9 protein-coding genes are annotated in these 13,403 nt (G+C 55.4%); 6 read left to right on the forward strand and 3 right to left on the reverse strand.

Translation table 11 applies throughout. The features are described from left to right. Positions 1-5 precede the first annotated feature (5 nt). From RBB82_RS17690 to RBB82_RS17705, 4 genes are all read left to right on the forward strand, one after another. Positions 6-1,685, forward strand: a complete 1,680-nt coding sequence (locus RBB82_RS17690) for an NAD+ synthase (RefSeq protein WP_433972064.1) — start codon at positions 6-8, stop codon at positions 1,683-1,685. 41 nt (positions 1,686-1,726) lie between these two features. Beyond that, positions 1,727-2,812 (forward strand): thioredoxin domain-containing protein, encoded by a 1,086-nt coding sequence (locus RBB82_RS17695; protein WP_433972065.1) that lies wholly within the window; start codon positions 1,727-1,729, stop codon positions 2,810-2,812. A 393-nt stretch (positions 2,813-3,205) separates the two neighbouring features. After that, positions 3,206-4,108: a Crp/Fnr family transcriptional regulator gene (locus tag RBB82_RS17700; RefSeq protein ID WP_433972066.1), complete on the forward strand. Its 903-nt coding sequence runs from the start codon at positions 3,206-3,208 to the stop codon at positions 4,106-4,108. 667 nt (positions 4,109-4,775) lie between these two features. After that, a complete protein-coding gene (locus RBB82_RS17705; protein WP_433972067.1) occupies positions 4,776-4,943 on the forward strand; it encodes a hypothetical protein in 168 nt (55 codons plus the stop codon). Positions 4,944-5,147: 204 nt separating this feature from the next. On the opposite strand, the gene RBB82_RS17710 is transcribed toward RBB82_RS17705, so the two are convergent. The 3 genes from RBB82_RS17710 to RBB82_RS17720 all read right to left on the reverse strand — a co-directional run bounded on the left by RBB82_RS17710 (position 5,148) and on the right by RBB82_RS17720 (position 11,159). Next, a complete protein-coding gene (locus RBB82_RS17710) occupies positions 5,148-8,819 on the reverse strand; it encodes a M1 family aminopeptidase (protein WP_433972068.1) in 3,672 nt (1,223 codons plus the stop codon). A 21-nt stretch (positions 8,820-8,840) separates the two neighbouring features. Beyond that, positions 8,841-9,722, reverse strand: a complete 882-nt coding sequence (locus RBB82_RS17715) for an ABC transporter ATP-binding protein (RefSeq protein WP_433972069.1) — start codon at positions 9,720-9,722, stop codon at positions 8,841-8,843. Between the two features lie 123 nt (positions 9,723-9,845). Beyond that, positions 9,846-11,159 (reverse strand): NCS2 family permease, encoded by a 1,314-nt coding sequence (locus tag RBB82_RS17720; protein WP_433972070.1) that lies wholly within the window; start codon positions 11,157-11,159, stop codon positions 9,846-9,848. A 70-nt stretch (positions 11,160-11,229) separates the two neighbouring features. Here RBB82_RS17720 and RBB82_RS17725 point away from each other — a divergent pair, with 70 nt between their 5' ends. Further along, positions 11,230-11,745, forward strand: a complete 516-nt coding sequence (locus RBB82_RS17725) for a cupin domain-containing protein (protein ID WP_433972071.1) — start codon at positions 11,230-11,232, stop codon at positions 11,743-11,745. Between the two features lie 175 nt (positions 11,746-11,920). Further along, positions 11,921-13,402 carry a PLP-dependent aminotransferase family protein gene (locus tag RBB82_RS17730; protein ID WP_433972072.1) on the forward strand — a complete coding sequence of 494 codons (1,482 nt, stop codon included), beginning with the start codon at positions 11,921-11,923 and terminating at the stop codon, positions 13,400-13,402. Position 13,403 lies beyond the last annotated feature (1 nt).

Here is a 13,403-nt window from a genome sequence, read left to right on the forward strand (position 1 = left end):
AACAGGTGAAGATAGCTCTTGCCCAGATCAATCCGACCGTTGGGGATTTCGTCGGGAATACGAAGAAGATTCTTGAATACGCTGCCCGTGGTGAAGAATCGCGGGTACACCTTGTAGTGTTTCCCGAACTGGCCGTATGTGGGTATCCGCCAGCCGATTTGTTAGAAAAATCTTCTTTCGTGGCGCGAGCGGAACAGGTAACGGCTGAACTGGCTGAATGGACGGCGAGCGCGGGACGACCGGCACTATTATGTGGGACGGTGATGGCTGCGACCTCAAGCGTGGGGAAGCAAGTGCGGAATGTCGCTGCTCTGCTTGATAGAGGGAAAGTGCGCTTTGTGCAGCAAAAGATGTTGCTGCCGTTCTACGATGTCTTTGACGAGCAGAGATATTTTGAGCCGGCGGCGGAGCAGACGCTGATCAGCGTCGGTGGGGAACCGTTGGCAATTACGATCTGTGAAGATGCTTGGAACGATAAAGGTTTCTGGCCGCGACAGATGTATCCAGTTGACCCGGTAGAGAGGTTGATGGCGCAGTGGAAGACTCAGCCGGAGGAGCGCGCTGGACAGCAACGCATTATTGTGAACATCTCAGCATCTCCTTATTGGCAAGGAAAGCCGCAAGTACGGCAAAGTATGCTGACTGCGCTTGCGGTGCGGCATGGCGCATATGTGGCAATGACAAACCAGGTGGGAGGAAACGACAGTCTGGTATTTGATGGTTCATCGCTGGTTATTCGACCAGATGGTGAGGTTGGTGCGCGAGCAACTTCCTTCAGTGAAGACCTTGTTGTCTTCGATACAAACGATCGAGAGGCTGTCGCCGTCGACGCTGAGGTGGATGAGGTGGCGGCGATGTGGGATGCACTGGTGCTCGGAACCCGGGACTATGTGCGGAAGTGTGGGTTTAGTAAGGTGCTGGTGGGTCTGAGTGGGGGGATAGACTCCGCGCTGGTGGCGGCGATTGCGGTAGAGGCTTTGGGAGCGGAGAACGTGATCGGCGTTGGGATGCCTACTGAGTACTCGTCTTTGGGGTCGATCGAGGATGCGCGGAAGTTGGCGAGGAATCTCAAGGTGAGGTTCGAATTGCTGCCGATTCACGACGTGTTCGCGCAGTATCAACACGTGCTGCAACCGTTATTTGCAGGAACACCGTTTGGGTTAGCGGAGGAGAATCTGCAGCCGCGAATTCGGGGAACACTGCTGATGGCGTTGTCGAATAAATTTGGGGCGTTGGTATTGACGACCGGGAACAAGAGCGAAATGTCTACGGGGTACTGTACGCTCTACGGCGATATGGTGGGGGCGCTGGCGGTGATTGGGGATGTGATGAAGACGCGGGTGTACGCCTTGAGTCGGTACGTGAACCGAGTGCGGGAGGTTATACCTTGGGAGACGATCGAGAAGCCGCCGTCTGCGGAGCTGCGACCGGAGCAGTTGGATACGGATTCGCTGCCGCCCTATGAGGTGCTGGATCCGATCCTGGAAGCGTATGTGGAGCGCTACTGCTCGGCGGAACAGATTGCGGAGGAGCAGGGAGTTGATGTTGCGCTGGTAAGGTCGGTGTTACAGCTTGTGGAGCGGAGTGAATACAAGCGACAACAGGCCGCGCCTGTGTTGAAGGTTACGAAAAAGTCGTTCGGAATGGGCCGTCGGTTTCCCATTGCGGTCAAGGTTCAGGTGTAATAGAGATGCTGCGCGGATTGCGTCAGCGGAGGATGGATTCTTTGAAGATTTCAAGTTGGATGTTGGCGGGATTGGCAACAGTTTTCAGTGTCACTGCGGCGGGAGCACAGACAGGAACGGGTGCGGCACCTACTCCGGCTCAGCCTGCTGGTGCAGCGCAGACGGCTCCGGCAGCTCAGAAGGCTGCGGCTCCGCTACAGTTGCAGAGTCTCGGGCAGCAGACGAAGGCCGATCCGTTTCCGCCAGTGAACCAGAAGTATTTCACTGCAGCTTCGCCGTCGGTCGATACGGTCAACGCTTTTTTGAAGGCGTTGTGGGGATATGACTCCAACCGCATCTGGCGGGTGGAGGCGATTCAGACGACCGCGGCTCCGAATGTGAGCAAGGTTGTGGTCTTCGTATCGGATAAGACGCCGAATGCCAAGGTTCAGCCGACTGCGTTCTTTGTGACTCCCGATGGGAAGCATGCGGTTGCGGGTGACGCGGTCGTACCGTTTGGTGATAAACCGTTCGCCGATCTGCGTAAAGTGCTGCAGGCCCGTGCCGATGGTGCAACGCGTGGTGTTGCGAGTAAAGATTTTATGCTGGTCGAGTTCGCCGATCTGCAGTGCCCGCATTGCAAAGAAGCGCAGTCCACCATGGAGCAACTGGTCAAGGATTTCCCGAACGCTCACGTGGTCTACCAGAGCTTTCCGCTCGTCGATCTGCATCCCTTCGCTTACAAGGCGGCGGCCTACGGGTACTGCGTGCAGAAGCAGAAGAACGATGCGTACTTTGTCTACTCTGCGGCTGTCTTTGATACGCAGGATGCTTTGACACCTGAGACCGGCGACGAGACGCTGAAGGCTGCCGTGACCAAGGCTGGGCTAGATCCAGCGGCCGTGGCTACATGCGCGGCGACACAGGCGACTAAGGACCAGGTGGATGCCTCGATCAAGCTTGCGCAGGAGATCCAGGTTGATCAGACTCCCATGCTGGCGGTGAATGGCCATCTGCTACCTCTATCGGGCATTCCGTACGAGACGTTGAAGACGATCATCTCCTATCAGGCCGCGTCGGATGGTGTGAGCACTGGCTCTCCTGCGGCATCGGTAAGTACTTCGACTCAGCCAACGCTTGGCAAATAACGGGCGTCTTCACCTTATTGTGTGCCTCCTCTCTTCTCGAGGTGAATCCAGTATGGGCTTAGCCAGGGTATCCCCGCCCCCTCGGGGTATTCTAGCTAAGCCTTTTTATTTCAACGATTTGCGATTTGAGCGTTTCGTAAAATAGTCATTCCATGCGGGTTATTGATAAATACGTCATTCTAATGGCTTAATCCTAAGTAAGTGCAGTAGAAACAGAGATGCCCCAAGACATTCAGCCTTGGGGCATCTCTGTTTATCTCTCTGTACTAAGTATATAGGCATTGGCGTAACTCATACGCCACGCGTAACTGGTTGATACGTAGTGGGATGAGGCTATTTGAGGCTTGACAGATATTTCCCCGAAGGAAATTGGGCTACTGACAAGGTTGGGTAATGGGTCAGTTTAATGTGGTTACTGAACTTTCCGAAAACGCAGACTTCGCAGGGACTCCAGAAACGTCCTGGATATATCGCCGTTCGGATCAACCGGCACAACCTTACAAGCTGATTCCTTTCAACTCCCTTGAGCGACCCCGGCTGGAATATGTTGCCTATGCAACATACCTGCTAGAGTCCTCGCAGGGGTGGTATATGAATCCTCTCGTTCTTAAGAACAAGTTACTCGGCGCACTTGACCCCGAAATAACCGCCCGACTTCAACTCAGACCGTTGAAATTGCCAATTGGTCAGGAGATTGAGAATCCAGGTCAACCCATCGACAACTTGATCTTCATTGAGCAAGGCATCGGCTCAATGACCACCACCTTCGAGGACAGGTTTCAGGTCGAAGTCGGATTGTTTGGCTACGAGTCCGTCATGGGTGGCTCAGCTCTCATTGGAACGAAGCTAAGCCTCAATAAGGTGTACATGCAGATGGGCGGCCATGGCTACTCCTGCCGAACTGAGTTAGCTGTGGCAGAGTTCTCGCGCTTTGGCCTTTTCCATGATGTTGTCCTTCGTTACCAGCAGGCGTTGTTAATCCAGGCGTGTCAGTCGGTAGGTTGCATCGCCCATCATGTAGTCGCTCAACGCCTTTCACGGTGGTTGCTGTTGTGTGCGGATCGGTCAGAGTCCAGCGTTCTCCTACTGACACATGAATACCTCGGGGATATGCTGGGCACCAATCGCTCTACGGTCAGTTCGGCAGCTGCGCGACTGCAAAGCGAGCATCTTATCGAATATTCCAGAGGCAAGGTCACAATTACCGACCGAAGAGGGCTGGAGGCACGGTCGTGCGAATGCTACCGGGTCGTTAGAGACCATCTCAACAATTATTTGGAAGTTCAGCAGAACTGAGAACGCTAGCAATATGACTTGTGTTGAGGACAACAGAGTTATGTCTTCCACTAGACACAGCCCTCATGTGAGCGTAGTGTCCGTTACAGCCTACCGTATATGCGCTGGCATTCAGCCCCCGCCACAGCCTTGGCTCCCTCTTTAAGGGGGAAGCTATGTGCACGATTCTCGCCATTGGACACGATGAAGAGCTTTTGAACACAAGATCTGCTGTACTCCGCAGGTGCAATGCAGGGGTCATCGCGGCACGACCATCCGAAGCGACAGAGATCCTCAAAGCAGGTCGCTTCGACCTTGTCGTTCTCTGCCACACATTGAGTACGGAAGATATGAAAAAGCTTGTGTCACTAGCTCATCAGCAAGCGAACTATATTCAAGTGCTCGAAATTCTGCAAGCTGCAGAACCGAGCTGGCACCATTCAACCTCAGGTGCGGACGATACGGCACCGTCAAATCCAGCTGGTCTGGTAGCAAAGGTTACAGAGATGTGTGCGCCAATTCGCATTCACTGAAAGCTGGAGTGAGCCCTTTATCTTGATTAGGTTAAACACTAGACATAGCGTTAGATAAAGCCAACCCGTAGCTGTTCCACCACATCCCAAGCTTTGACGACACAAATGCAAGAGGTTTTAGTGTTGATCCCATCACCCGAGGGGAACACGCTGCCATGTCTGACAAACGAATTGAAGGATCGGCACAGTTGGCAAATGCGCTTGAGGCATTGGTGAACCTGCTCTACCTCATTCGGATCGACCGGAATTATCCGGATAAGGTTCTCCAATGGGTCGAGATGGCGGACGACCAGTCTAGGCGAATGGAGTCCATACTCCAATGATGAGTACCTTCCATCGCCGACCACATCAGTCAAAAGCCAAATTTACCGGGGACAAAGGGCTTCCGCCGTAATCCCAAACTAATATGCACTTGCCTGGGTGTTTCTTCGAAACGGGGTTTGCGGCAACTTCGCTTGTCCCGAACTCGAAGCTGAGCCACTACCCAAGGTTGCGACCTTTTCTCTTGAATCGAGAGGCAGTGTTGCCTACTGCTTCGTGACCTCGATCAGATTGTCGTCGGCGTTGCGGTCGATGAGTTTGTTGTAGGGATCGATGCCTGCGCGGGTTGGAAGTTGATCGACGGTGACTGTGAAGGTTTGAGAGGGTTGATTCATCCAGACCTTTTTCAGATAGAGAGTTTTCTCATCGTCTTTGTTCCCATTCACAATGCCGATATCGATCAGGTCGTTGAGCGGCATTGCGGTTTCGTTTCCGCTTCCATCTGCTTTGACCTTACGAGCCTGAACTGTGAAGGTGACCTTGTACTTGTGATCGGGAGTTTCGGTGTAAGTCGCTGAGACCGCCTTGTTGTCGTAGAGGACGATGTTTTCGAAGGCATCCGTGATGTAGTACTGGAGTTCGGGTGGGGTCTGGGCGCGAAGAGCATCGACGAACTGGCGAGTATCGGGATAGGGGCCGGACTGGCTGTCGGTCGCGTTCGCATAGCCATACTGTTTTAAGAAGTTGTGCAGGGCGAGATTGACCTTGTCTTCCCCGATATAGTCGGCGAGTGTGTACATGACCTGCCCGCCCTTCTGGTACCAGACATACGGTTCGTTTTGTACGAGCACGACGGGGCGCTCGCGACGAATCTCACCCGCTCGGCCTCTCAGATAGCGGTCGAGTTCATGCTTGAGGAACTTGCGCATGTTGTCTGGGCCGTACTTCTGCTGCATTACCATCAGGGCGGAGTATTCGGCGAGTGTTTCGGACATCATGTTGGAGCCTTCAACGCGAGCACCGATGAGTTGATGTCCCCACCACTGGTGGCCTAGCTCGTGAGCTGTGACGAAGTAGGTGAAGTCGATGTCGGTGGGTTTCTCCTGGCGGCCGATGAACCCGATTGCTTCGGAGAAGGGAATGGTGTTGGGGAAGGATTGTGCGAAGCCTCGGTAACGTGGGAACTCGAGGATGCGGTACTGGCGGAACTGAAACGGAGTAAAGTTTTTCTCGTCGTATGCGAGGCCGGCTTTGGATGCGGCGATCATGTCGTCAACATCGTAGGTGTGAGTGGGTGTGTGATAGACCTCGATGGAGATCGGGTTGGCAACACCCTTGTAGGTATTACGCTTGACCTCGTAGCGGGCGGAGACGAAGGCAAAGAAATCAAGTGTTCGAACCTCGCCCATGTCGTAGCTGAAGTAGTGGCGGCCGTTGGCGTGCCACTCTTTGGTCAGGTAGCCGGGTGAGATTGGGATCTGCGGCTTGCCTTCAGAGTCTGAGTCGGAGGTGCTGACCGTGGTGCGGTACGTGATCCAGTCTGAGTATGGAGTGAAGAGGTTTGTGAGGCTGCCGGCCGTGTCTCCGCGTTGAGGGAGCAGCTCCTGATCGGGCAGATGTTCTTCGCGGCGACGGCGGGGATCGTCGAGTTCGATTCCGTTGTTGTAGCCGATGGTAGGGAAGTAATCGGAGTCGAAGAAGGTACCGGAGTATGCGAGTTCGGGGCGTTCGTTGCCGTCTCTGAAGCCACGGCTGGTGTACGCGACCGTAAAGTTCAAGTTCAGCTTGTCGCCGGGAGCGAGCGGAGTGTCGAGTTGATAGATAGTGTAGGCGTCGCGAGCGCTCGTCGAGACGATGTGAAACGGGCGATCGAACTGAACGTTGGAGACTGATTGTTTCTGATCGGTGAGATGAATTTGGATTATAGGCTGCGGGGTTTTGTTCTGAAGGACAAAGTGGCCGGTGCCGGAGAGAGACCGTCGTTCGGGGAAGATGTCGATATTGGAATCGACAGCGATGACTTTAGGCTGAGGGAAGTTTTCATACTTCTTGAAGTTTCGTTCGTAGTCAGCCTGGATGTGCCGGCGGTCCTTTGCGGTGAGGTACTCGTTGAGGACGTGCGCGTTGTAGAAGTACCACGCGCCACTGCCGATGGCGATGATGAGGAAGAGAGCTGCGGCGGGGATAAGGCGTGGAGCACGCTGACGGGCCAAGCGGATTCGCGCGGGCCATGCGTCGTCAGAGCCGCGGCGTGCAAAGGCGATAGAGATGACGGCCAGGACGCTGGAGATGGATAGCCAATAGATGATCGACCATAAGAGTGACGGGACAAAGTGCCCGTAGCCGTTCATGTCGGAGTAGGTGTAAGGAGGAGTGTTGCCGAAGAGGTAGAGGGTATTTTCCCAGCCGAAGTTGAACAGGATGGGCGTCATGACGAAGATGCCGATGACAATCCCGTGGCCGATGAATTTGTTGGACACGACTGTCTGGACGAATAGCGACAGCAGGGCAAAGATGAGTATCTGCGGGAAGGTAATGACGTAGAGTTCCTTCACGTATTGCAGGAGCTCGTAGTGGTAGTAGCCCGCGATGGTCTGCATGATGATGCCGCAGAGGCCGGTTACTGTGAGCAGAATGAGTTCGACGAAGCAGAGGGCGAAGAGCTTTGAGAACCAGTCAGTGGTTTCGCGGATGGGGAGCGCGTCGTGGATTCCTGAGAAGTGAGTGTCGCGTTCGCGCCATATCAGCTCCGCTGCGTATAACGTGGCGACGATGTAGAGAAAGAGTACAGCGCCACCTTCGACGGACTGCAGCATGAGGTAGGTGACAGGCCATACATTCTGCTCTGCGACACGACCGGCGAAGTGGCCGTTGTTGAGCGCGAGACCCGCCATGAGAATGAGAATTCCCCAGAACGGAATTTCGTGAAGGATGTTGGAGATGCGGATGCGAGTGAGCGATGCCAACTGCGAGAAGGTTGTGCTGGGGCCGAATATCTGGTGTATCTTCGGCAACTGAACGGATACGAGGCTTCGCTTGGGCTTAATTTCATCGAGCTCTTGCTCGCGGGCGAGGGCAGCGCGTTTGCCGCTGGTGCGAGCGGTGAGCGCTTCAACCGACATTGGGAAGAGCTTCCAAACTGCTAGCAGCGCGAGTACGCCGATGGAGCCCCAGAGGAGGCGGTTGTAGAGAAAGACTCCGTAGCCGGAGTGCGCGGACCATGAGTAGAGCTGCGAGTTACGCTCAACGACTGTCCAGTAGCGGGTGATGTCGTCGTGGTACTGGAAGCCGACGGGATCGAGTATGCCTGACCAGAAGTGTTCCAGCGAGCGCGTCGCGCCAAAGGCATTGACTCCGATGAGGTAGAGCATGAAGATCGCCGCGCCCTGTAGGTACACGATGAAGATCTTGCGAGAGAGCGCTGCGACAAGGAAGAAGAGTGAGCCAAGGAAAAAGATCTGAAAGACGACGATGGAGAAGAAGGGCTGCAGGTACCAGCTGAGATGGTTCGGACCGATGCGCGCGTGATCGGCCCAGGGCGCGAGGGTGCCGAAGAACTCGCCGAAGAGAAGGCCTGAAAATGCAAAGACAGTGGCGACGAAGGAGCCGGCCCAACGTCCGCCAAGGTAGGCGAACTTAGAGACGGGTTTCGTGAAGAGGATTTGTACTGTATCGCGCTGGAAGTCGCGCAGGATCGAGGTTCCGAAGATCGCGGCGATGACGATGAGGCCAAAGAAACTGATGCCAATGTCGTTGTAGATGTTGGCATAGGGGCCGTTGAGCAGGATCTTTCCGTTGGAGTTACCGACTGGGCCAAAGTTCTCGCTGGCTACGTCGAGAAAGTTGAAGGTAAACCAGAGGAGAAAGTAGATGTAGGTCGAGATGCTCTTGAAGCGGAACTTGAGCTCGAAGGTGAAGAACTCCCAGAACATGGCCATAATTTCGTCTCCTGTGCTGGGTTAGTTCTTGATCTGGTTCGCGAGGTTGAGGAAGTAGACATCTTCGAGGCCGGATTCGACTGGACGGAAGCCTTCTCCGGGGCTGGAATCTGCGTAGACGCGCACCTCATGAAGACCGCCGATGAGGTGAGTGGAGATGACGTTGAAGGTCGCTTCGAGAGTGCGGAGTTCGTCGTCCGTCGCTACGACCTTCGACCAGATCTTGCCGCGAAGAACTTCGAGCGCCTCTGCTGGTGCGCCTTCGAGGAGGAGTTCGCCATTGGAGATGATGGCCATGCGGGGGCATAGTTCGCGGACATCTTCGACGATGTGAGTGGAGAGAATTACCGTTACGTTTGAGCCGATTGAGCTGAGGAGATTCAGGAAGCGATTGCGCTCGGCGGGGTCGAGGCCCGCAGTTGGTTCATCGACGATGATTAGTTTGGGATTCGCGAGAAGCGCTTGTGCGATGCCAAAACGCTGCTTCATTCCGCCGGAGTAGCCGCTGAGGGCTTTTTTTCTAACGTCCCAAAGATTCGTCTGTTGGAGCAGAGCTTCTACCATCTGGACACGCTCGGTTTTGTTGGTGATTCCTTTGAGGATGGCGAGGTGGTGGAGCATGTCGAGGGCTGACATCTTCGGGTAGACGCCGAACTCCTGTGGGAGATATCCCAGGATTCTGCGCACTTCATCTTTTTGAGTCAGAACGTTAAGTTCGTCAAGTTGGACTGTGCCCGAATCCGGGTCCTGGAGTGTGGCTACGGTTCGCATGAGCGTGCTCTTGCCAGCGCCATTTGGGCCGAGCAGACCAAACATGTTGTTGCCAATTGTGAGGGAGAGATTCTTGAGGGCTTTGACGCCATTCGGATAGGTCTTGGAGAGACCTGTGATGGTAAGTGCCATAGGGTGTTGACCTCAGGGTTCAACCGGAAGATCAGATCTATTGATAGGCGGAATTTATCACATCGTGCACGAAATAAGGCTTTTAATAGGGCGACGGCGAGGTGTTTCGAACGTTTTTGAGCGCTATTTGCGGACAAGATAGACGAAGCGTAAGAGGAAGAGGGTGGCGAGGAGGTAGAGCATCCAATCCTGACGGCGGGCACGGCCGGTTAGAAGTTGGAGGAGAGCGTAACTGGTGAGGCCGAAGCTGAGACCGTCGGCGATAGACCACGTGAGGGGGATGGTGGCGACCGTGAGGAAGGCTGGGATGCCAATCTGGGGGTCGTCCCATTCGATCTCGCCGAGGCCGGTGAGCATGAGGCCGCCGACCAGGATGAGCGCTGGTGCGGTGGCGAAGGTGGGTATAGCACCGACCACAGGTGCGATGAAGAGAGCGACAAAAAAGAGGATGCCGGTGACAATAGCGGTGACGCCCGTACGACCGCCTGCGGCGACTCCGGCGGAGGACTCGATATAGCTGGTCACGGTGCTGGTGCCGGTGATTGAGCCGAGGATGGTGGAGCTTGCATCCGCGAGGAAGATGCGGTTGAGTCGCGGAATGGTGTGGTCGGGAGCGATGAGGCCTGCGCGTTGGGTGACGGCAACAAGGGTGCCGATGTTGTCGAATAGATCGACGAACAAAAAGACGAAGATGATTTCGAAGGCACCGACATGCAGGGCGCCCAGAATGTCGAGGTGGAAGGCGGTGGATTTGATGGCCGTCAGGTCATACGCGGCGGGCTGCCAATGAACCTGATGGAAGAGGATACCGACGAGGGTAGTGGTGAGAACGCCAATGAGCATTGAGGCCCGGATGCGCATGACCTGCATGACCGCAATGAGGAGTAGGCCGAAGATGGCGAGTGAGGTGCCAGGAGCGCGAAGGTTACCGAGTGTGACCGTAGTTGCGGCGCTGGGGACGATGATGCCGGCGTTGCGGAATCCGATGAAGGCGATGTAGAGGCCTATGCCTCCGCCGACAGCGGCGTGAAGTTGATGAGGAATGGCTGCGACGAGGCGCTGACGGATGCCGGTAAAGGTGAGGGCAAGAAAGATGATGCCGGAGAGGAAGACGGCTCCGAGGGCGGTCTGCCATGGAACGCCCATGCCAAGTACGACGGTGTAGGTGAAGTAGGCGTTGAGGCCCATGCCGGGAGCCAGGGCCAGTGGGTAGTTGGCGAGCGCTCCCATGAGGATGCTGCCGAAGGCGGCGCAGAGACAGGTGGCGGTGGTTACGGCGGCGAGGGGCATGCCGGTTTTGCTGAGGAGGGAGGGATTCACGAAGATGATGTACGCCATCGTGATGAAGGTGGTGAGTCCGGCGAGGATCTCTGTGCGCCAGTCGGTGGCGTGTGCGGAGAAGCCGAAGTAGTGCTCCAGGCGGGTACGGATGGGCATCAGGTCAGGCTCCTGTGTGGCGTGAAACTAAAATAGGTGGAGTGTTACCAGCATAGCCTGAGAGGACTCGATGACAGCAGTGGAAGTGAAGAAATTACTTGGGTTACAGCCTCATCCTCGAGAGGGCGGGTGGTATGTGCGCACTTATGAGGCTACGGAGGTGGTTGGCGCCGAGGCGTTTAGCGATATGAGATACGACGGAGCGCGGCGCACGGGGACTGCGATCTACTATCTGCTTGAACCGGAGACGTTCAGTGAGATGCACCGACTGAAGTCGGATGAAGTGTTTCATTTTTATGCAGGCGACGCGGTGGCGATGTTGCAATTGACCGCCAACGGTAAGGGTGCAACCGTGGTGATTGGGAACGATCTGCTGAGGGGGCAGCGACCGCAGGTTGTGGTGGAGCGTGGGGTTTGGCAGGGGGCTCGGCTGGTAGAGGGCGGACGGTGGGCACTGCTGGGATGCACCGTCAGCCCTGGGTTCGAGTTTGAGGACTATGAAGAGGGGTCACGAGAGCAGTTATGTGCAGAGTGGCCGCAGTTCGTCGAAGAGATTACGGCTTTAACCAAGGCTACTTCTCGTTAAATGATTCGTTCGACGAAAACCGGCAGCGGAATTCTCCGTCGTCGAAACTTGAGGCTAGTGCTCATGTTTCTGGTGATGGTAGGGAGTGTCCGCTCGCTCCCCTCTAGTGACAGGTTATTTGGCGTTAAATAATATCCACTTGACGGTGTTCCGACATAGCCATATTCTCCGTGGCATGACTAGAGTGGCTCCAGGCATTCTGCCAATCATCACCATCGACCGAAAAAGTCGAAAGGCGTTGCATAAGCAGATTTGCGATGCGTATCGCGTGGCCATTGTTGACGGGATCTTGCGTCCGGGGCAGCGTGTGCCTTCTACCCGGGCTCTTGCCACCGAACTTCGTATCTCGCGATTACCTGTTCTGAACGCGTATGCTCAGCTTCTCGCCGAAGGCTACTTTGAGAGCCGTGTTGGTGCCGGGACGGTGATCTGCACTTCGTTGCCGGACCGGTTCACTGTCAGCGAGTCGACAGGTGCGCGCTCCACGGTGGTTCGCTCAGGGCCGCGGCCTGTTGCTCAGCGTACGTCAATTCTTCCGCGGCGCGACGCTCCTCCCTGGGTGCGTGGCTGGGGAGCATTCGGTGTGGGACGAATGGCCTTCGACCAATTTCCACTCCAGGTGTGGACCCCACTGGTCGCGCGCCATCTTCGAAATATGCGCGCTAACTCCTTCCATTATGGAGAAGTGATGGGCTCTCTCGCCCTTCGAGAGACAGTTGCGAGCTATCTTCGAACCGCACGGTCGGTGCGCTGTGAAGCGTCACAAGTCATGATCGTCACAGGGTCGCAACAAGCGCTGGATATTTCCGTACGTGCACTTCTGGATCCGGGTAACGCGGTGTGGTTCGAAGAGCCTGGATATCGTCTGGCTCGCGAATCGTTTGCACTGGCTGGTTGTCGTCTCGTGCCGGTTCCCGTCGATGACGAAGGCCTGGACGTTTCCGCCGGTATCAAGCTGTGCCCCAAGGCGCGAGCTGCGGTTGTGACGCCCTCACATCAATTTCCTCTCGGCGTGACCATGACCGCTCAGCGGCGTTTTCAATTGTTGGATTGGGCTCAGAACACGGGCTCGTGGATTATCGAAGACGACTATGACAGCGAATATCGATATGAGAGTTCACCAATTGCATCGCTGCAGGGGCTCGATGTAAACGCGCGCGTGATCTATATTGGAACTTTCAGCAAGGTTTTATTTCCGTCGGTGCGTCTCGGATACATGGTTATTCCGCCAGATCTTGTTGACCACTTTATGATCATCCGTCGCGCGATGGATCTTGGAACACCGACTTTTTATCAGGATGTGCTGACCGATTTTATTGGCGAAGGACATTTTGCGCGCCACCTTCGAAGAATGCGGGTTCTTTATCAAGAGCGAAGGACTGTGTTGGTGAACAGCCTCCGCAAGCAGCTCGGATCTGCCGTCGACGTTATAGGAAGTGAAGCCGGCATGCATCTTACCGTGACACTGCCGCAGGGGACCGATGACGTGGAGATTGGTGAGCTAGCTGCTCGGCAGAATCTTTGGGTCTGGCCGCTCTCCACTACGTACCTCGGCCAGGTGACTCGCCCGGGCTTCATTCTGGGTTTTGGCAGCACTGATGTATCTGACATTCCACAAGGTGTTGAAAAGCTTCACAGCCTCATAGCTGGCAGATGAT

The sequence above is a fragment of the Tunturiibacter lichenicola genome (genome assembly GCF_051013355.1).
GTDB lineage: Bacteria > Acidobacteriota > Terriglobia > Terriglobales > Acidobacteriaceae > Edaphobacter > Edaphobacter lichenicola_F.